This window comes from Pseudomonas sp. TE36184 (assembly GCF_054060055.1).
On the sequence record NZ_JBSSCU010000001.1, the window covers coordinates 2,725,489 to 2,745,826 of the forward strand.

Annotated in this window: 17 protein-coding genes; 7 read left to right on the plus strand and 10 right to left on the minus strand. The window is 61.9% G+C overall.

Translation table 11 applies throughout. The features are described from left to right. Positions 1 to 219: 219 nt before the first annotated feature. Both gyrA and mtnA read right to left on the minus strand, forming a co-directional pair. On the minus strand, positions 220 to 2,874 hold the full coding sequence (gene gyrA / locus ACVWZP_RS12005; protein WP_046384281.1) for a DNA gyrase subunit A: 2,655 nt from the start codon (positions 2,872 to 2,874) through the stop codon (positions 220 to 222). A gap of 424 nt (positions 2,875 to 3,298) precedes the next feature. After that, positions 3,299 to 4,375: an S-methyl-5-thioribose-1-phosphate isomerase gene (mtnA, locus tag ACVWZP_RS12010; protein ID WP_104903669.1), complete on the minus strand. Its 1,077-nt coding sequence runs from the start codon at positions 4,373 to 4,375 to the stop codon at positions 3,299 to 3,301. A gap of 109 nt (positions 4,376 to 4,484) precedes the next feature. Here mtnA and ACVWZP_RS12015 point away from each other — a divergent pair, with 109 nt between their 5' ends. The 4 genes from ACVWZP_RS12015 to ACVWZP_RS12030 all read left to right on the plus strand — a co-directional run bounded on the left by ACVWZP_RS12015 (position 4,485) and on the right by ACVWZP_RS12030 (position 8,097). Then, positions 4,485 to 5,816 (plus strand): TRZ/ATZ family hydrolase, encoded by a 1,332-nt coding sequence (locus tag ACVWZP_RS12015; protein WP_046384283.1) that lies wholly within the window; start codon positions 4,485 to 4,487, stop codon positions 5,814 to 5,816. 62 nt (positions 5,817 to 5,878) lie between these two features. Beyond that, positions 5,879 to 6,577 carry a bifunctional 2-polyprenyl-6-hydroxyphenol methylase/3-demethylubiquinol 3-O-methyltransferase UbiG gene (gene ubiG, locus ACVWZP_RS12020; protein WP_017848856.1) on the plus strand — a complete coding sequence of 233 codons (699 nt, stop codon included), beginning with the start codon at positions 5,879 to 5,881 and terminating at the stop codon, positions 6,575 to 6,577. Positions 6,578 to 6,581: 4 nt separating this feature from the next. Then, the gene (mupP, locus tag ACVWZP_RS12025; protein WP_457369764.1) at positions 6,582 to 7,253 is read left to right on the plus strand and encodes an N-acetylmuramic acid 6-phosphate phosphatase MupP; all 672 of its coding nucleotides are present in this window, start codon (positions 6,582 to 6,584) and stop codon (positions 7,251 to 7,253) included. A 103-nt stretch (positions 7,254 to 7,356) separates the two neighbouring features. Continuing rightward, entirely contained in the window at positions 7,357 to 8,097 is a 741-nt protein-coding gene (locus tag ACVWZP_RS12030) for a YciK family oxidoreductase (protein WP_017848858.1), read from the plus strand. A 118-nt stretch (positions 8,098 to 8,215) separates the two neighbouring features. Here ACVWZP_RS12030 and ACVWZP_RS12035 read toward each other — a convergent pair whose 3' ends face one another. Genes ACVWZP_RS12035 through ACVWZP_RS12060 form a run of 6 tightly spaced genes read right to left on the minus strand, consistent with a single transcriptional unit; the run spans position 8,216 to position 14,391 of the window. Continuing rightward, positions 8,216 to 9,730: an ABC transporter substrate-binding protein gene (locus tag ACVWZP_RS12035; protein WP_457369765.1), complete on the minus strand. Its 1,515-nt coding sequence runs from the start codon at positions 9,728 to 9,730 to the stop codon at positions 8,216 to 8,218. Between the two features lie 47 nt (positions 9,731 to 9,777). Continuing rightward, on the minus strand, positions 9,778 to 10,749 hold the full coding sequence (locus ACVWZP_RS12040) for an ABC transporter ATP-binding protein (RefSeq protein WP_126587945.1): 972 nt from the start codon (positions 10,747 to 10,749) through the stop codon (positions 9,778 to 9,780). Then, positions 10,746 to 11,702 (minus strand): ABC transporter ATP-binding protein, encoded by a 957-nt coding sequence (locus tag ACVWZP_RS12045; protein ID WP_457369766.1) that lies wholly within the window; start codon positions 11,700 to 11,702, stop codon positions 10,746 to 10,748. The genes ACVWZP_RS12040 and ACVWZP_RS12045 overlap by 4 nt, the downstream gene beginning before the upstream one ends. Continuing rightward, a complete protein-coding gene (locus ACVWZP_RS12050; protein ID WP_017848862.1) occupies positions 11,699 to 12,556 on the minus strand; it encodes an ABC transporter permease in 858 nt (285 codons plus the stop codon). Before ACVWZP_RS12050 ends, ACVWZP_RS12045 begins: the two co-directional genes overlap by 4 nt. Next, positions 12,553 to 13,500: an ABC transporter permease gene (locus ACVWZP_RS12055; protein WP_046384288.1), complete on the minus strand. Its 948-nt coding sequence runs from the start codon at positions 13,498 to 13,500 to the stop codon at positions 12,553 to 12,555. The genes ACVWZP_RS12050 and ACVWZP_RS12055 overlap by 4 nt, the downstream gene beginning before the upstream one ends. A gap of 3 nt (positions 13,501 to 13,503) precedes the next feature. Beyond that, positions 13,504 to 14,391, minus strand: a complete 888-nt coding sequence (locus tag ACVWZP_RS12060; protein WP_457369767.1) for a proline iminopeptidase-family hydrolase — start codon at positions 14,389 to 14,391, stop codon at positions 13,504 to 13,506. A gap of 184 nt (positions 14,392 to 14,575) precedes the next feature. Here ACVWZP_RS12060 and ACVWZP_RS12065 point away from each other — a divergent pair, with 184 nt between their 5' ends. Together ACVWZP_RS12065 and ACVWZP_RS12070 are read left to right on the plus strand one after the other, a co-directional pair. Then, positions 14,576 to 15,340, plus strand: a complete 765-nt coding sequence (locus tag ACVWZP_RS12065; RefSeq protein WP_046384289.1) for a LuxR family transcriptional regulator — start codon at positions 14,576 to 14,578, stop codon at positions 15,338 to 15,340. Positions 15,341 to 15,434: 94 nt separating this feature from the next. After that, positions 15,435 to 16,367: a proline iminopeptidase-family hydrolase gene (locus ACVWZP_RS12070; RefSeq protein WP_457369768.1), complete on the plus strand. Its 933-nt coding sequence runs from the start codon at positions 15,435 to 15,437 to the stop codon at positions 16,365 to 16,367. A gap of 87 nt (positions 16,368 to 16,454) precedes the next feature. Here ACVWZP_RS12070 and ACVWZP_RS12075 read toward each other — a convergent pair whose 3' ends face one another. After that, positions 16,455 to 17,957 carry a nucleobase:cation symporter-2 family protein gene (locus ACVWZP_RS12075; protein WP_108524372.1) on the minus strand — a complete coding sequence of 501 codons (1,503 nt, stop codon included), beginning with the start codon at positions 17,955 to 17,957 and terminating at the stop codon, positions 16,455 to 16,457. Positions 17,958 to 18,115: 158 nt separating this feature from the next. On the opposite strand from ACVWZP_RS12075, the gene ACVWZP_RS12080 reads away from it, so the two are divergent. Beyond that, the gene (locus ACVWZP_RS12080; RefSeq protein ID WP_046384292.1) at positions 18,116 to 18,949 is read left to right on the plus strand and encodes a hypothetical protein; all 834 of its coding nucleotides are present in this window, start codon (positions 18,116 to 18,118) and stop codon (positions 18,947 to 18,949) included. A 118-nt stretch (positions 18,950 to 19,067) separates the two neighbouring features. Here the strand turns inward: ACVWZP_RS12080 and punC are convergent, their stop codons facing one another. Continuing rightward, on the minus strand, positions 19,068 to 20,252 hold the full coding sequence (gene punC, locus ACVWZP_RS12085; protein ID WP_017848869.1) for a purine nucleoside transporter PunC: 1,185 nt from the start codon (positions 20,250 to 20,252) through the stop codon (positions 19,068 to 19,070). Positions 20,253 to 20,338: the final 86 nt, after the last annotated feature.

A 20,338-nucleotide genomic window follows, 5' to 3' on the forward strand; every position in this document is an offset into this window, starting at 1 on the left:
CTGGTGGGGGTGGTGCAATAAATCGAATATTAACTGCTAACGCTGCCTGTAGGAGCGGGCTTGCCCGCGAAAAACGCAAGATCACCGCGTTTATCCAGGATGCACGCGTTATCGTTGACGATTTTCGCGGGCAAGCCCGCTCCTACAGGGGGAGCATTGATATTTCAAAGGTGACAAACAACAAGGGGCGAATCTTCATCCGCCCCCCTGTTTGTCCGCTTATTCCTGCGGTTCTTCTTCGTCTGCGGCAGCGTCGAGGGTCGGCTCGTCGACGTTGTCATCGCCGGTTGCGATCACCTCGCCGTCAAATGCCTCGCCTTCCAGCTCTTCGCCTTCGACTTCCGACGGTTCCTGGACGCGTTCCAAGCCAACCAGCGTTTCGTCGTTGGCCAGCTTGATCAGCGTCACGCCCTGGGTGTTACGGCCCAGGCTCGATACTTCAGCGACACGGGTACGCACCAGGGTGCCCTGGTCGGAAATCAGCATGATCTCCTCGCCATCGAGCACCTGTACCGCGCCGACCAGACGGCCGTTGCGGTCGTTGCTGACCATGGCGATAACGCCCTGGCCGCCACGCTTGTACTCCGGGAACTCGCTGATGGCGGTGCGCTTGCCATAACCACGCGCCGAAGCGGTGAGGATCTGGCTGCCTTCTTCCGGGATCAACATGGAAATCAGCTTCTGCCCTTCCGGCAGGCGCATCCCGCGCACACCGCGGGCGGTACGACCCATGGCACGCACGTCGGATTCTTTGAAGCGCGTCACTTTGCCGCCATCGGAAAACAGCATGACTTCACGCTCGCCATCGGTGATGGCTGCGGAGATCAACACGTCGCCTTCATCCAGCTCCAGGGCGATCAGGCCCACGCTGCGTTGACGGCTGAAGGATTCCAGCGGGGTCTTCTTCACGGTGCCCTTGGCGGTGGCCATGAAGATGAAGTGACCTTCGGTGTATTCATCGACCGGCAGCATGGTGGTGATGTACTCATCACTGTCCAGCGGCAGCAGGTTGACCAGCGGACGCCCACGGGCGGCACGGGAGGCTTCCGGGATTTCGTAGGTTTTCAGCCAGTACACCTTGCCCTTGCTGGAGAACAGCAGCAGCGTGGTGTGGCTGTTGGCGACCAGCAGGTGAGCGATGTAGTCCTCATCCTTGACGCCGGTAGCCGATTTGCCTTTACCGCCACGACGCTGGGCCTGGTACGCAGCCAATGGCTGGGTCTTGGCATAGCCACCGTGGGAGATGGTCACGACGCGCTCTTCTTCCGGGATCATGTCACCCAGGGTCAGGTCGAGACGCGCATCGAGGATTTCGGTGCGGCGCACGTCGCCGTATTCGGCGCGAATCACTTCCAGTTCTTCGCGGATCACTTCCATCAGGCGCACGGCGCTGTTGAGGATGCGGATCAGCTCGCCGATCTGGTTGAGGATCTCCTGGTACTCGGCCAGCAGCTTCTCGTGCTCCAGACCGGTCAGGCGGTGCAGGCGCAGTTCGAGGATGGCCTGGGCCTGTTCCGGCGACAGGAAATACTTGCCGTCGCGCAGACCGTATTGCGGGTCGAGGGTCTCGGGACGGCAGGAATCGGCGCCGGCGCGTTCAACCATCGCCACCACGGCGCTGGATTCCCACGGCATCTTGATCAGCGCTTCCTTGGCTTCCGACGGGGTCGGCGAAGCCTTGATCAGGGCGATGACCGGGTCGATGTTCGACAGCGCAACCGCCTGGCCTTCCAGGATGTGGCCGCGCTCGCGGGCCTTGCGCAGTTCGAACACGGTGCGGCGGGTCACGACTTCGCGACGGTGACGGACGAAGGCTTCCAGCAGATCCTTGAGGTTCAGGATGCGCGGGCGACCGTCGATCAGGGCCACGACGTTGATACCGAACACGCTTTGCAGCTGGGTCTGGGCGTAGAGGTTGTTGAGGATCACCTCAGGCACTTCGCCACGACGCAGCTCGATCACGACGCGCATACCGTCCTTGTCGGACTCGTCGCGCAGCTCGGTGATGCCTTCGAGCTTCTTCTCCTTGACCAGCTCGGCGATCTTCTCGATCAGACGCGCCTTGTTCAACTGGTAAGGCAGCTCGGTGATGACGATCTGCTGGCGGCCACCGACCTTGTCGATGTCTTCGATGATCGAGCGGGCGCGCATGTAAATGCGGCCACGGCCGGTGCGATAGGCTTCGATGATGCCGGCGCGGCCGTTGATGATCGCGGCGGTCGGGAAGTCCGGGCCTGGGATGTATTGCATCAGCTCATCGACGGTCAGCTCGGGGTTGTCGATGAGGGCCAGGCAACCGTCGATGACTTCACCGAGGTTGTGCGGCGGGATGTTGGTGGCCATGCCCACGGCGATACCGCTGGAGCCGTTGACCAGCAGGTTGGGAATACGGGTTGGCATGACCGCCGGGATCATTTCGGTGCCGTCGTAGTTCGGCACCCAGTCCACGGTTTCTTTGTGCAGGTCGGCCAGCAGCTCGTGCGCCAGCTTGGTCATGCGGACTTCGGTGTATCGCATGGCAGCGGCGTTGTCGCCGTCGACCGAACCGAAGTTGCCCTGGCCGTCTACCAGCAGGTAGCGCAGGGAAAACGGCTGGGCCATCCGAACGATGGTGTCGTACACCGCAGTGTCGCCGTGAGGGTGATACTTACCGATCACGTCACCGACAACACGGGCAGATTTCTTGTACGGCTTGTTCCAGTCGTTACCCAGCTCGCTCATCGCGAACAGCACACGCCGGTGCACGGGCTTCAAGCCATCGCGCGCATCAGGCAGTGCCCGACCGACAATTACGCTCATCGCGTAGTCGAGGTAGGACTGTTTCAGCTCGTCTTCGATATTGACCGGGAGGATTTCTTTGGCCAGTTCGCCCATGAGAAGCCTGATTCCTTTTTCGGGTGAAACCTCGTCACATCCATATGGGACGAACGAAGCTCGCCGCTGCCGGCATGGTGCCTGGCAACGACTTACGACAAATCAACGAGTTATGACACGGATCTGCACGTTAAAGGCAGCCCCTCGGGGCGACCCTGGAAACCGCCGGATGTTATCACAATCGCCGCCACGCACCTATCCCCCTGACGGGCATGGAGCATAGTAAGTTGACGGATGACAGGCTTGAGGGCGACGAGAGGGGCTTAGAGCCGGGGTGGTGCTGTTTTTGCGCGGCAGATCCGAAGAAACCATGGCCTTTCAAGGCCTATCGGGAGCAAGCCCCCCTGCCACACTCAAATTGTGAACACCGTCAAATGTGGGAGGGAGCTTGCTCCCGATGGCAATCTAACAACCACCAAAGCCCTCAATGCAGGCGTTTACGGCACATCAACTTGGCGAGCTTGGCCGTGTCAGGCCGTTCGACAATACCCTTTTCGGTCACGATCACGTCGATCAAGTCGGCCGGGGTCACATCAAACACCGGATTGAAGGCATTCACATCCGCAGCAAAACGCTGCCCGGCGACGTCCAGCAACTCGCCCGCAGCGCGCTCTTCCAGGGCCACGTCGTCGCCGGAGGCCATCATCAGGTCCAGGGTCGAACTCGGCGCCACCACCATGAAACGCACGCCATGGTGCATGGCGCACACCGCCAATTGATAAGTGCCGATCTTGCCGATCACATCACCGTTGGCCGCAATGCAGTCGGCGCCGACGATCACCCAGGTCACACCTTTGGTCTTGAGGATATGCGCGCCCGCCGAGTCGGCATTGACCGTGACGGGCAGCCCCTCGCCAGCCAATTCCCACGCCGTCAGCCGCGAACCTTGCAACCATGGCCGGGTCTCGTTGACGTAGACCTGCTCGACCAGACCCTCCAGAAAGGCGGCGCGGATCACGCCGAGGGCCGTGCCGACACCTCCTGTGGCCAGGGCGCCTGCGTTGCCATGGGTCAGGATCGCCTGGGCGTTGCCCTGGTGCTTGCGAATCCGCTCGACGCCCAACTGAGCCATGACGACGTTGGCTTCGCGGTCGCTCTCATGGATCGCGATGGCTTCGGCCTCCAGCACCGCCAGCGGATCGGCGTGCTGTTTGAGACGGTCCAGGCGGTCGCGCATGCGTTTGAGGGCCCAGAGCAGGTTTGCGCCGGTCGGGCGAGTATCGGCCAAAAGTGCGTAGTCTTCTTCCCATCCAGCCTGCCAGTCATCGCCCTCGGCGATCCGTTCGCGGGCGGCGAGTACCAGGCCGTAGGCGGCACTGATGCCGATGGCCGCTGCGCCGCGCACGACCATCGAGCGTATGGCCGCGGCCACTTCATCGACCGTGGAGCAGGTCACCCAGCTTTCCCGGGACGGCAAAACACGCTGGTCGAGCAGGTGCAGTGCGCCATCGCGCCAATCGATGGCCTTCACTTTCTCCGCAGCCAACAGTCGATCGCGCATCCCTCACCCCGCACTCATGAACAAAAGCCGCCGATTATAGCGATCCGCCAGCCAGGACGCTCGGGTATACTTCGCCCTTCTTTTATTGCTGCCCGGGAAGAAGCCTGCGATGACCTCCACTGCCGCCCCGCTCGACTTATTGCTACTGCCGACGTGGCTGGTACCTGTCGAACCCGCCGGCGTGGTGCTCAAGGAGCATGGCCTGGGCATCCGCGATGGGCGCATTGCCTTTATCGGCCCGCGGGCCGCGGCGCTGAAACTTTCCGCCAGTGAAGTGCGCGAGCTGCCGGGCATGCTGCTCAGCCCCGGCCTGATCAACGCCCACGGCCACGCGGCAATGACCCTGTTTCGCGGCCTGGCCGATGACCTGCCGCTGATGACCTGGCTGGAAAAACACATCTGGCCCGCCGAGACCAAGTGGGTCGATGAAGCCTTCGTGCGCGACGGCACCGACCTGGCCATCGCCGAACAGCTCAAGGGTGGCATTACTTGCTTCTCGGACATGTACTTCTTTCCCAAGGTCGCCAGTGATTGCGTCCACAACAGCGGGATGCGCGCGCAGATCGCGATTCCGATCCTCGACTTCCCGATTCCCGGCGCCAGCAGCGCCGACGAGGCGATTCGCCAGGGCATCGAGTTGTTCGGCGACCTCAAGCATCACCCGCGCATCAAGATCACCTTCGGCCCCCACGCGCCCTACACCGTGAGCGACGCCAACCTGGAAAAGATCCGGGTGATCGCCGAGGAGCTGGACGCGGCGATCCATATGCATGTGCACGAGAGCGCGTTCGAGGTACAACAGTCTGTCGAGCAGACCGGCGAACGCCCATTGGCGCGCCTCGGCCGGCTTGGCCTGCTGGGCCCGCGCTTTCAGGCCGTTCACATGACCCAAATCAGCGAGGACGACCTGGCTTTGCTGGTAGAAAGCAACACCAGCGTCATCCATTGCCCGGAATCGAACCTGAAACTGGCCAGCGGCTTCTGCCCGGTGGAGCGTCTGTGGCAGGCTGGCGTCAATGTGGCCATCGGTACCGATGGCGCCGCCAGCAACAATGACCTCGACCTGCTGGGCGAAACCCGTACCGCCGCGATGCTGGCCAAGGCCGTCTCCGGTTCGGTGACCGCCCTGGATGCCCACCGTGCCTTGCGCATGGCGACCCTCAACGGCGCCCGCGCCATGGGCCTGGAGGGCGAGATTGGCTCGCTGGAGGTCGGCAAGGCGGCGGATATCGTCGCCTTTGATCTTTCGGGGCTGGCGCAACAACCGATCTACGATCCGGTCTCACAGCTTATATATGCCACCGGACGCGATAGCGTGAAACACCTTTGGGTCGCCGGCAAGCAGTTGCTCGACAACCGGCAGTTGACCCGCATGGATGAACCACAGTTGACCGCCATGGCCATTGCCTGGGGCCAGCGCATCAGCGGGCACCGCGAATAACGCCGGTCCTGAACCCGTGTTCAGGGCCGACAAACCGATTTATCCGATTTAGAGGAACCACCATGAGCAATGTCGACCACGCCGAAATCGCCAAATTCGAAGCCCTGGCCCACCGCTGGTGGGACCGCGAAAGCGAGTTCAAACCCCTGCACGACATCAACCCGCTGCGGGTCAACTGGATTGACGAACGCATCAACCTGGCCGGCAAGAAGGTGCTGGACGTCGGTTGCGGCGGCGGCATCCTCAGCGAAGCCATGGCCCAGCGCGGCGCCACCGTGCTGGGGATCGACATGGGCGAAGCGCCGTTGGCCGTGGCCCAGTTGCATCAGTTGGAATCCGGGGTGAACGTCGAATACCGCCAGATCACCGCCGAAGCCCTGGCCGAGGAAATGCCCGAGCAGTTCGACGTGATCACCTGCCTGGAAATGCTCGAACACGTACCGGACCCCTCCTCGGTGATCCGCGCCTGCTTCCGCATGGTCAAGCCCGGTGGCCAGGTGTTCTTCTCCACGATCAACCGCAACCCCAAGGCCTACCTGTTCGCGATCATCGGCGCCGAATACATCATGAAGCTGCTGCCGCGCGGCACCCACGACTTCAAGAAATTCATCCGCCCTTCCGAGCTGGGCGCCTGGAGCCGTCAGGCCGGGCTGAGCGTCAAGGACATCATCGGCCTGACCTACAACCCGCTGACCAAGCACTACAAGCTGGCCAGCGACGTCGACGTCAACTACATGATCCAGACCCTGCGCGAGGAGTAAGCCTGTGAAGTTGCGAGCGGTTCTCTTCGATATGGACGGTACCCTGCTGGACACCGCGCCGGACTTTATCGCCATCTGCCAGGCCATGCGCGCCGACCGTAACCTGGCGCCGATCAACGACCAGCATATCCGCGATGAAATCTCCGGCGGCGCGCGGGCGATGGTCGCCGTGACCTTCTCGATGGACCCGGAATCCCCGGGCTTTGAAGAACTGCGCCTGGAGTTCCTCGAGCGCTACCTCAAGGGCTGCGCGATCCACAGCGCGTTGTTCGACGGGATGGCCGAGCTGCTGGCAGACATCGAAAAATCCAAGCTGATCTGGGGCGTGGTCACCAACAAACCGCTGCGGTTTGCCGAGCCGATCATGCAGCAGCTGGGCCTGGCCGAGCGCTCGGCGCTGCTGATCTGCCCAGACCACGTGACGAACAGCAAGCCGCACCCGGAGCCGCTGATCCTGGCGTGCCAGATGCTCAACCTGGACCCGGCCTGCGTGCTGTTCGTCGGCGATGACCTGCGCGACATCGAGTCCGGCCGCGACGCCGGCACCCGCACGGCTGCGGTCACCTATGGCTACATCCACCCGGACGACAACCCACGTCACTGGGGCGCGGATGTGGTGGTGGATCACCCGCTGGAATTGCGCAAGGTGCTGGATAACGCGCTGTGCAGTTGCTGATGGTCTACCGGTCTTGCTGACCTATGAAGCCCCCTCCCACAGGGGATCTTCAGTGTTTTCCAGCTCGGTGTTGGTCACCTAGTGAATTTTGTCGAGGCTATTTATGTTTGATTACTCTGCACGTCCCGAACTGCTCAAAGGCCGCGTCATCCTGGTGACCGGTGCCGGTCGCGGGATTGGCGCGGCGGCGGCGAAAACCTATGCCGCCCATGGCGCGACCGTGCTGTTGCTGGGCAAGACCGAAGCCAACCTGGCCCAGGTGTACGACGAGATCGAAGCCGCCGGCCACCCGCAACCGGTGGTGATCCCGTTCAACCTGGAGACCGCCCTGCCCCATCAATACGATGAGCTGGCGGCGATGATCGAAAAGGAATTCGGCCACCTCGACGGCCTGCTGCACAACGCCTCGATCATCGGCCCACGCACGCCGATCGAGCAGTTGTCCGGTGAGAACTTCATGCGGGTGATGCACATCAACGTCAACGCGATGTTCATGCTGACCAGCACGCTGTTGCCGCTGCTCAAGCTGTCCCAGGACGCCTCGGTGGTGTTCACTTCCAGCAGCGTCGGGCGCAAGGGCCGGGCGTATTGGGGTGCCTATGGCGTATCGAAATTCGCCACCGAAGGCCTGATGCAAACCCTCGCCGACGAGCTCGACACCGTTGCGCCAGTACGGGCCAACAGCATCAACCCCGGCGCCACACGCACCAGCATGCGGGCCCAGGCGTACCCGGGGGAAAACCCGGCCGACAACCCGGCGCCGGAAGACATCATGCCGGTGTACCTGTACCTGATGGGGCCGGACAGCAGCGGGATCAACGGGCAAGCGTTCGACGCGCAGTAACGGCTGACACATGTGGGAGGGGGCTTGCCCCCGATAGCGGTGGGTCAGTCACAGATGCAGTGACTGACACCCTGCTATCGGGGGCAAGCCCCCTCCCACATTTATTTAGCGGTGTTCTTTAGTTTTTCACGACTTCCTCGAGGGTGAAGCGACCCAATGGGTTTTGCAGGAAGTTGCTCACATTCTTGCGTGAGATGTTGATGTACGGGCTGTAGTACAGGTCGATCCAGTTCACATCCTGTTTCGCCAGTTTCTGCAGGTCGACGTACATCTGCTCACGCTTGGCCGGGTCGGCCTCGATGCGTGCGGCGGCGACCAGTTCCTTGACCTTGTCGTTCCTGTAACGGGTCATGTAGTTCTTGTTGGTGTCGTGGCCCAGCACGAAGGTGGTCTTCTGGTCCGGGTCGAGGATGTCGTTGGTCCAGTACATCACCGAAATATCGTACTCACCGTCCACCAGCATCTGCCAGCTTTGGGTCGGGTCGACTTTCTGCAGGTTGGCCGTCACGCCGACCTTGGCCAACTGGTCCTTGATGATCACCGCGATCTGCTCGTCGGCTTCGTTGCCGGCGTTGACCACGTAGTTCAGCTTCAAGTCCTTGGCGCCGGCGTCGGCCAGCAGTTTCTTCGCCGCGGTCGGGTCATACGGGCGCTGCAGGTTGTTGGCGTAGTGGTACAGCGAACCTTTGGGGATGTAGGAATAAGCCACGGTGCCTTGACCGTAAGTGGCCGTCTTCACCAGCGATTGTTTGTCGATGGCCATGTCCAGCGCCTGGCGTACTTCCGGCTTGGCCAGCAGGCCGTGCTCGTGGTTGATCAGCAGGTGATCTTCGCGGGTGGACGGGTCGGAATGGATCACCACGTTTTTGTCTTTCTTCAGTTCTTCAACCCGGGAGAACGGTACGAAGATCGCCGTGTCCAGCTCGTTGTTCTGCACCATACGCATGCGCGTGTTGTCGTCGGTCACCGAGACCCACTCCACGCCATCCAGGCTGACGTTCCCGGCCTGCCAGAAGTTCGGGTTTTTCTTCAGGATCACCCGATCGCCCTTGCGCCATTCGCCCACGGTAAACGCGCCGGAGGTCACCGGGTTTTCCGCGTAGGCGTCTTCGCCCATTTTGCTCATGGCCTTTTCCGACAGGATCGACACCGTCGGCGACGCCAGTTGCGAGAGGAACGCGACCGCCGGAGTCTTCAGCGTTACCACCAGGGTTTGCGGGTCGGCGGCCTTGGCCGTGTCGATCAGGCTGAACGGGTCGCTCCACAGCGAGGCCTTGTTGTCGCGGATGCGCAACAGGCTGAACGCCGCATCCTCTGCGGTGATCGGCGAGCCATCCGAGAACTTCGCCGCACGCAGCTTGAAGGTGTACGTCAGGCCGTCCCTGGAAATCTCCCAGCTTTCAGCCAGCCCCGGCTCCATCTTGGTGCCCAGGTTGTCCACGCGCACCAGGGTGTCGTAGACGTTGGCAAAGACCCAGGTGTCGCGGTTTTGCGCGCTTTTGATCGGATCGAACGTGGTGCTGTCTTCCCGGCAACCGATGGTGAGAACACCGGCAGCCTGGGCAAGACCGGCGGTCAGCGACCAGGCGGTCAATGTGGCGGCGGCGAGCAACTTCAAGTGGCGCGATTGCATGTCATAACTCCTTGTTTATAACGGCGGTTGTTCAAGAATGGCAGGGGTCAAAGCAAAGGTTCTTCAAGCACGCAACTGTACCGATGCTCGTGCAGGAAATGGGTCGGCGGCAACACCACGGAACACATGGCCTGGGCATACCGGCAACGCGGGTGAAAAGCACAGCCTGTAGGCAGATTCAGCGGGCTCGGCGGCTCGCCGGGCAAGGGTTCCGTGGGCAACGGCCGATGCGGATCGATCTCGGGAATCGCCTGGATCAACGCCGCCGTATACGGGTGACGCGGTGAAGTGAAGACCGCTTCCACCGGCCCCTCCTCGACGATCTGGCCCAGGTACATCACCGCCACGCGGTCGCACAGGCGGCGCACGATGGCCAGGTCATGGGCGATGAACAGAATCGCCAGGTTCATGCGCTGTTGCAGTTCCAGCAACAGGTTGATGATCTGCCCCTGGATCGAGACATCCAGTGCCGCCACGCATTCATCGGCAACGATCAAGCGCGGCTCCACCGCCAGCGCCCGGGCGATGCCGACTCGCTGGCACTGGCCGCCGCTGAGGGAGCCGGGCTTGCGAGCGGCCAATTCAGGGCGCAGGCCGACCAGCTCGAGTAACTCGTCGACACGCCGCGCGATCTGCTGCGGCGCGACTTTGTGCTGCACCCGCAACACTTCGGCAAGGGTTTCGCCGATGGTGTGGCGTGGGTTCAGCGCGGCATACGGGTCTTGGAAGATCATCGCGGTTTCATGGCGCAGGCGGGCGATGTCGACGGCGCTGCCGTGGGCCATGTCGATGCCGTCGAACAGCACCTGCCCGGCGCTGATCGGGTTGAGGTGCAGAATCGCCCGGCCGAGGGTGCTTTTGCCGCTGCCGGATTCGCCCACCAGCCCCAGGGTCTCGCCCGCCGCCAGGTTCAGCGACACACCGTTGACCGCCCTCACCCACTGTTTGTGCAGGCCGAACATCCCGCTGCCGGACGCGGCAAACCGTACCTCCAGGTCCTTGATCTGCAACAGGCTCATGAGCGATCTCCCAACGGATAGTGACAGGCCACCCGCGCACCTTCCGGCAAGCGTTCGCGACACAGGCTGCCGACTTGCGGGCAACGCGGGTGGAAGCGGCACCCGACGGGCAACGCATCGAGCAACGGCGGCTGGCCAGCAATGGTGCGCAGCAAGGCGTGGCCGCTGCTGTGGGCCGGCTGGCAATCGATCAGCCCCGCGGTGTACGGGTGTCGGGGATGGGCGAGCAGCTCGTATTTACTGGCGTGCTCGCACAGGCGCCCGGCGTACATCACCGCGATGGTGTCGCAGGTTTGCGCCACCACGCCGAGGTCGTGGGTGATCATGATGATCGACAAGCCACGCTGGTCGCGCAGCTCCAGCAACAGCCGCAGGATTTGCGCCTGCACGGTCACATCGAGGGCCGTGGTGGGTTCGTCGGCAATCAGCACTGTCGGGTTGCAGCCCAACGCCACGGCGATCATGGCGCGCTGGCGCATGCCGCCGGAAAACTCGTGGGGGTAGTTGTCGACCCGCGCCTGGGGATCGGGAATGCCCACTTGGCGCAACACTTCGATGGCTTGCCGGCGCGCGTCTTTTTTCGACGCGCCTTGATGCAGACGGATGCCCTCGGCGATCTGTTCGCCGATACGCATCAGCGGGTCGAGGTGACTGCTGGGGTTCTGGAAGATCATGCCCAATTGCCCGCCACGTATTGCGCGCATGCCTGCGTCGTCCAGTGGCAGCAAGTCCTGGCCGGCCAGGCGCACCGCGCCGCCCTGCACGCGCAGGTTGGGCGACGGCAACAGGCGGATCAGCCCGCGACAGGCCATGGTCTTGCCCGAGCCGCTTTCGCCTACCAGGCCGAGGATCTCGCCTTCGGCCAGGTCGAAGGAGACGCGGTCGACCAGGGTCACGTCGCGCCCGGCATTGTTGGCGATCACGCTCAGGTCGCGCACTTGCAGCAGGCTCATGGGCGCTCTCCCAACACTTGCGCCACGCCATCGGCCAGCAGGCTGAAGCCCATGGCCAGGGTCACGATGGCCAGCCCCGGAAAAGTACAGATCCACCAGGCGGTGGTAATGAAGGCCTGCCCTTCGGCGACCATCGTTCCCCACTCGGCGGTCGGCGGTTGCACGCCCAGGCCCAGGTAACTCACCGCTGCGCCGTTGAGCAGCACCAGCACCGCGTCAGACATGGAAAACACAATCGAGCCAAACATCGCATTCGGCAGCAAGTGCCGGAACAGAATGCGCCCATGGCCAAAGCCGAGGCTTTTGGCCGCCAGGGCGAAGTCACTTTCCTTGAGCACCAGGATCTGCGAGCGGATCAACCGCGCATACGACACCCAGCCCACCAACGCCATGGCGATATAGAAACTCTTCAAGCCCGGACCGAGGATGGCCATGATTGCCAGCATCAACACCAGGAACGGGAACGCCAGGATCACGTCGATGACGCGCATGCAGACGCTGTCGAAACGCCCGCCGATATAGCCGGAGACCGCGCCGATAAAGGTACCGATCATGAACGGGAAGATCACCCCGACAATCGCCAATTGCAGGTCGATGCGTGCGCCCCAGATCACCCGCGAGAGAATATCGCGGCCATAATTATCCGTACCGAAGGGATGGCCCAGGCTCGGCCCGAGCAAGCTGAGATCGGTGTTCTGCGCGATCGGGTCGAACGGCGCGAGCCACGGCGCAAACAACGCCAGGCCCAGCCACGTCAACAGAATCAGCAAACCCCACGCGGCGGTCAGCCGCCCGTCGCGCAAGCCAAAGCGCAGGCGCAAGCGCCATGGCGCGATCAGTGGACGAGTGCTCATTGCATCTTCACTCGTGGGTCGAGGGCGACGGTCACCACATCCGCGACGAAGTTGACCACCACCGTCGCACAGGCCAGCACCATGGCCACGCCCTGCACCACCATGTAGTCGCGGGTAAAGATGCCGCGCACCAGTAACTGGCCGATGCCGGGAATGGCGAACAGGCTTTCGATAACCACCGTGCCGCTGATCAGCCAACCGATATTCACCGCCAGCAGGTTGACCGTCGGCACCAGGGAATTGGGCAGTACATGCCGGCGAAACACCGCCGCTTCCGACAACCCGCGCGCCCGGGCAGCGGTGACATGGTCCGCCTGCAACTCCATCAACATGCTCGCCCGCAGGTTGCGCACCAGCACCGCCGACAGGGCCAGGGCGATGGTCAGGCACGGCAGGACCATATGGTGCGCCTTGTCCAGCCAGGTGCGACCGTAGCCAGACACCGGAAACAGGCCCCATTGCACGCTAAGCAGCAGGATCAGCATCAACCCCAGCCAAAATGCCGGCATCCCCAGGCCGACGGTGGTGAACACGCGAATCAGGTTGTCCGCCCAGCCGCCTTTGCGCCGCGCCGCGACGGTGGCCAGCGGCACTGCGATCAGCAGCGCCAGCAGCACACTGCCGAGCACCAGCACCAGGGTCGGCTCGATACGGGTGACGATCAGCTTCAACGCGTCGACCTTGTACAACAGCGATTGGCCGAGGTCGCCCTTGAGCAGGTTTTTCAAGAAGTAAAAATATTGCAGCCACAGCGGCTGGTCGAGCCCGAACTGTGCGCGGATCTTCAGCAACGCATCCGGCGTGCTGCGCGAGCCGAGCAGCGCGCGCGCCGGGTCACCGGGAATCGAGCGCACCAGCACGAAGGTGATCAGGCTGATGCCGAACAGCACCGGCAGCAATTGCAGCGGCCGGGTCAGCACGAAGCGGTAGCGCGCCAGGTTCATCCGTCAGCCTCGGTGACGAGCGAGGAAGTCCAGCAGTACCGGGAAGTACGCCTGGGGCTCTTCGTAAAATGGCATATGGCTGCTGTTGCGGAACACATGCAATTCGGCGTGCTGGGCGGCCAGTTTCATGCGCAGGGCGCAGGCCGGGGTGAGCTCGTCGTGCTGACCGGTGGTGATCAGCATCGGCATGTTGAAATCGGCCATCTCGGCGATGCGGTTCCAGTCCTTGAGGTTGCCGATATACAGAAATTCGTTGGGGCCCTGCATGGTTGCGTAAGGGCCCATGTTCCAGTCGTCGAGGGAGCGCCGGAGCGGCGCCGGCCATTCGTCCAGGCGGCACACATGGCGATAATTGAGCAAGGTGATCGCGGCCTGGTACTGCGGATGATCCAGCGTCCCCATGGCTTCATGGCGCTGCATCATCGCCACGGTTTCACTGCCGAGGGCGCCGCGCAGGCGTTCGAGTTCCTGGGAGAGGTGCGGAATGTCGCCGACGGTGTTTTCCAGGATCAGGCTTTTCAGCGCATCGGGGTAATGGATGGCGTATTCGATGCCCAGCCAGCCGCCCCAGGAATGCCCGAGCAAATGCACACGGCCCAGGCCCAGGGTTTGGCGCACGGTTTCGACTTCTTCGACATAACGGCCGATTTCCCACAGGGAAACATCGGTCGGTCTGGCTGAAGCACCGGTGCCAAGCTGGTCGAATGCAACCACTCGCAGGTCATGCTCTTTGAGCCAGCCATGGGCGTCGCGCAAATAGTCACACGGTAGCCCTGGCCCGCCGTTGAGGCACAACAGCACCTCATCGCCTTCGCCAAAGCTGTAGACCGCGAGGTCATGGCCATCGACTTGCACGGTGTACTGCTGGTCGGGGGCTATTTCACGCCACATGCATACGTTCCTTGTGTGGTATCGGCCTGGCGGGTTGCGGCCGCTTATGAGGCCATAAGCTACCGAGGATGCCGTGCATCCATAACCTAGTATTTCTTATAGGTTTGGCCTGGCAGTCCTTCGCCGGGGCGTGGCATTCTACTTGCAGCAAGTCGAGATTCATATGAATTCGGGAGCAGAACGGATGCTGGCCAAGCTAACTGCCTTCAATCACCGTCTCATGCCGGGCAGGAGCCTGGACGAGCAGATGGACAATGCGTTTATCCTAGCCCAACAGTTGGGTTTCGATGCGCTGGTGTATGACTACTCACCGGTGCCCATCGACCTCAACGGCACGTTGATCACACCTTCGGTGCTGCAACTGCGCAACACGCCTTCCGATTGGCATGCCTTATGGTGCGGCGAAGGGTTCTACCAGATCGATCCGGTGCAGCACCTGGCCTTGAATACGGTGTCGCCGTTTGTCTGGTCCTACGAGGCTAAGGCGCAGACGGCGCTGCAGAAGATCATCGACCCGTGCCACGCCCCCGTCTCGTCTTACCTGCATGACCAGCAACTGACCTGCGGCGTCAGCGTGCCGATTCATCTGCCCCGGGGCGGCTTCGCATCGTTGACCGGCTTGCGCACCGGCAAGGCGCATACGGTGCTGGAGGACGCGCAACAGAGCTTGTCGGATTTCGGCCTGATTTCCCATGCCCTGCAGGAAGCGGCCTACCCACTGTTCAGCAATGAACTACGCACCTACCCGCATATCCGTCTGACCAAACGCGAGCGCGAGTGCCTGAAATGGGCCGCCGACGGCCTGACCGCCGCCGAAATCGCCACGCAGCTGAGCCGCTCGCTGGCGGTCGTCACCCTGCATCTTGCCTCGGCAATGCACAAACTGGGGGCGAAAAATCGCGTACAGGCCGTGGTGCGCGCCACTCATTACCGCTTGCTGGAAGATTGACCCTTCGGCAAAACCTAGCTGTTTTGCTAGTTACCTAAACGTCGCGTGCCGATTATCGTGTCCCTGATACTTTTTTTTCAAAGCAGGATACGAAATGGAATTCATCGAAAAAGTCCGCGAAGGGTTTGCGCCCTTCGGCCCCTATCAGACCTGGTATCGCGTCACCGGCGACCTGGCCTCGGGCCGTACACCGCTGGTGATCATCCACGGCGGTCCCGGCTGCACCCATGATTACGTCGATGCCTTCAAGGACGTCGCCGCCAGTGGTCACGCCGTCATCCACTACGACCAACTGGGCAACGGCCGCTCCACGCACTTGCCCGACAAAGCCCCGTCCTTCTGGACTGTCAGCCTGTTCCTCGACGAACTGAACAACCTGCTGGACCACCTGCAAATCAGCCAGGACTACGCGATTCTCGGGCAATCCTGGGGCGGCATGCTCGGCAGCGAACACGCGATTCTGCAACCCAAGGGCCTGCGTGCGTTTATCCCGGCCAACTCGCCCACCTGCATGCGTACCTGGGTCAGCGAAGCCAACCGCCTGCGTCAGTTGCTGCCCGAAGGCGTGCATGAAACCCTGCTCAAGCATGAAGCCGCCGGCACCTACCAGGACCCGGAATACCTCGCCGCCTCGCGGATTTTCTACGACCAGCACGTCTGCCGGGTCAACCCATGGCCGGACGAGGTTGCGCGCACGTTCGCTCAGGTCGATGCAGACCCGACCGTGTACCACGCCATGAGCGGCCCGACCGAGTTCCATGTGATCGGCAGTTTGAAGGACTGGAACGTGATTGGCCGTCTGTCGGCAATCAAGGTGCCGACCCTGGTGATTTCCGGCCAGCATGACGAAGCCACACCGCTGGTGGTCAAGCCGTTCCTGGATGAAATCGCGGATGTGCGCTGGGCGCTGTTTGAAGACTCCAGCCACATGCCCCATGTCGAAGAGCGCCAGGCGTGCATGGGGACAGTGGTGAAGTTTTTGGATGAGGCCTGTTCAGTGCCGCACAAGACCCTCAAAGCAAGCTGACGAGCAATGTGGCAGCGGGCCTGCTCATGATGGCGGTGGTTCAGTCAGCGCCTGACCGCCATCGCGAGCAAACCCGCTGCCACCGTTTCAAACCTCGCTGGTCTCGGCCTTCGCGGTTTTTCTCGGCACCTCGGCCACCAGTGGAATCTCCTTGCCTTCGGCATCGAACAGCTTGCCGCCCCTGAAGTAATCGCCTTCGCGCAAGACGGCCACATCCTGGAAACACAGGCTGCGCTCAGTCCCGGCCACAAACACCGACTGCTGGTCCGAATTGCCGGCGGTGAAGTGGTTGAACGCCAGGTTCAGCAAGATCGCCATGATCGCCGACGAACTGATGCCCGAATGGAAAATGGTCGCGAACCAGCTGGGAAAATGATCGTAGAAGCTCGGCGCGGCAATCGGGATCATGCCGAAACCGATGGACGTGGCCACGATGATCAGGTTCATGTTGTTGCGGTAATCCACCTTGGACAGTGTGCGAATACCGCTGGCTGCCACGGTGCCGAACAACACGATCCCGGCACCACCCAACACCGAGGTCGGCACTGCCGCAATCACCCGCCCCATGAACGGCAGCAGGCCGAGGACGACCAGGAACAACCCGCCTGTCGCGACCACAAAACGACTTTTCACCCCGGTGACCGCCACCAGGCCGACGTTCTGGGCGAACGCGCTCTGGGTAAACGAACCAAAGATCGGCGCGAACAGGCTCGACAGCATGTCGGCACGCAAGCCATTGCCCAGGCGTTTGGAGTCGACTTTGGTGTCGATGATCTCGCCCACGGCCAGGATGTCCGCCGAAGTCTCCACCAGCGTCACCATCACCACAATGCACATGGAAATGATCGCGGCCACATGGAAGGTCGGCATGCCGAAATGGAACGGCGTGGGGAAGCCGAACATCGGCCCCTGGGTCACGCCGGAAAAGTCCGCCATGCCCAGGAACACCGCAATCACGGTGCCGATCACCATCGCCAGCAGGATCGATAACCGCGAGATCGTCGCGCTGCCGATCTTGCTCAGCAACAACACCAGCAACAGGGTCAACGCGGCCAGGCCGACGTTCGCCATGCTGCCGAAATCCGCCGCACGGCTGTTGCCGCCCATGGCCCAGCGTGCGGCCACCGGCATCAGCGTCAGGCCGATGGTGGTGATCACAATGCCGGTCACCAACGGCGGGAAAAACTGGGTGATCCGCGAGAACACCGGCGTGATCAGCAGCCCGATAAACGACGCAGCCATCACCGCCCCGAGAATCGCTGGCACCCCACCGGCGCCATCACTGCCGACAATCGCCACCATCGTCGCCACACCGGCAAACGACACGCCTTGCACCAGCGGCAACTGACAACCAAAGAACGGCAGGCCAAGGGTTTGCAACAACGTGGCCAGGCCGCCGGCAAACAGCGACGCGGCGATCAACAGGCCGATATCCGCCGGCGACAACCCGGCCGCCTGGCCGACGATCAACGGTACGGCAACGATGCCGCCGTACATGGTGAGCACATGCTGCAGGCCGTAAGCCATGTTGGCGGCGACGCCGAGATTCTCATCTTCGGGTCGTTGCGATGACGCCTTCGGGATAGTCATGGTGAGGGGTTCTCTGTTTTTGTTGTGGCGCCACTGTATGCAATACCGAGACTAGATGTCCATAGAGTTGTATACAATCGTTCGAACAAGATACCCTCCACCGGCGTTACAAAAACAATCCGGCCGTCATGAGCCAGAACGCCATAGGACCTAAAACAATGAAAAAGGCATTACAGGGCGCAACCGTTGCATTGACCCTCCTCGGCGGCGGGGAGGCTGTCGCGCTGGAATGGATGAACAACAGCGTAGGATTTCGCTACGGCCAGCAATTCACCAACCCGAACAACCCCGACGCATTCAGCAAGCGCATCTACAGCGTCACCCACGCCAGTGGCTACCAGTACGGCAGCAACTTTCTGAACCTCGATGTGTTTTTGTCCGACAGCCGCGACCCGCGCAAGGGCACCGACCACGGCGGCAGTGAGGTGTATGCGGTATACCGACACCAGTTGTATGCCTCTCGCGTTTTCGATACGCCGCTGGGCACCGGGTTGATCAAGGACTACGCCCTGACCCTGGGCTTCGATGCCAACCGCAACAACAACTTTGCCTCGGCGAAAAAACGCGCGCTGGTGCTCGGCCCGACCTTGAAGTTCAACACCGTCGGCGTATTGGACCTGAGCCTGATGTATTACAAAGAACGCAATCACAGCGGGATTCCCGGCGCGAAAGAGTCGGACCATACCTTCGACGACACCTACATGCTCAACCTGACGTGGATGCGTCCGTTCGAGATCGGCAGCCACGCGGCCAAGTTCCAGGGGTTTATCAACCATGTCGGCAACAAGGGCGAGGACTTCCACGGCCGCGATACCGCAGCGGAAACGCTGATGCGTAGCGCGCTGATGGTCGCGGTGCGACCCGGCAAGCGCGTAACGCCGAACCTGTACCTCGGAGTGGGCTACGAGTACTGGCATAACAAGTTCGGTGTGGACGGCGGTCGGGGCAGTCGCACGTCGACACCCACGCTGAATATGGAAGTGACGTTCTAGGATTTACCGCTCAAGACACTGAAAAAGCCGCAATCAAGTGTGGGGGTTGGCTTGCCTGCGATCGCATCGGCTCGGTAAACCTGATGCAGCGCAGGCAATCCAGCGCCCACTTGTCAGATCAAGCATTCGCCAATTGCGAATCATCGGTTTTCGGCCGCGCCAACCAGTAACCCAGCACCGCCAGCGGCGCGGTCGCCAGCATCACGATCACGGTGATCAGCAGCGGCTGCTCAAGCATCGACGACACCAACAGGCTGCTGAGAAAACACAGGCCCAGTTGCAGGGTGTTTTGCAGCGCCGCTGCCTTGCCGGAATTTTCCGCAAACGGCATCAGCGCATTCGCCACCACGATGGGATAACTGGCGCCGTTGACCAGCGCCATCAGGCAGAACGGAATCAGCAAGGTGGTCAGGGTCGGCACGCTCAAGGTGGCGACCAGGTACAACGCCAGCATGCTGATGCAGTAGGCCACCAGCAGCCAGGGTAACAGCGTCTTGCCCTGGAATCGCTGCAACGCGCTGCGGCAGCTGTAGCCTCCGATCAGGAACGCGAGGGTCGGCAGCACATAACTCAGGCCAATGTCATTCGGGCTGTAGCCCATATCGCCGAGGATGAACGGCGAGGCGGTCAACCAGGCGAAGAAACTGGCGGAGCAGGCAGCAAAGATCATGACGTTGCCGGTGAACACGCGCGAGCCGAGCAATTGCCCATAACCGAGGCGCGTCGGTTCGCCTTCCTCCGCCAGCCGTTTCGGCGCCGTGCGCAGGAACAGAGTCGGCAGCAGCAACAGCAGCGACACGCCCAGCAACACCGCGAAAATCGCCTGCCAGCCAAAGTGATTCAGCACCATGGCCCCCAACAGCGGCGCCAGGGCCGGCGACAACGACATCAGCGGCATGATGCTGGCGAACACGCGGTGAGCCTTGTCGGCCGGGTAGCGGTCAATCACCAGTGCCTGCCAGCTCACGGCGGCGGAACACACGCCAATCGCCTGGATAAAACGCAGTGCCAGCAGTTGCGTGGCGGTCTCGACCCAGAACATGCCGACGCAACCCAGCACGAACAGGCTCAGGCCCGTGAGCAGGATCGGTTTGCGCCCCAGTCGGTCAGACAACGGCCCCCACAACAACTGCCCCACGGCAAAGCCCGCGAGGAAAATACTCAAGCTGGCGCCCACCGCGCCCGCGCCGATGTGTAATTGCTCGCCCATGGCACCGAACGCCGGCAAGTACATGTCCATGGCGAGATAACCGAGCATGCTCAGCCCCGCCAGGTACCAGGTGAAACCAAAAGAGTTTTTCATTGAAGCCTTGTTGAACCTGCCATCAAACTATTTGCTGACTGCTGCCCATTATGAAGCTGGCAGCCTCTCTGTGAAGCGATAATAAT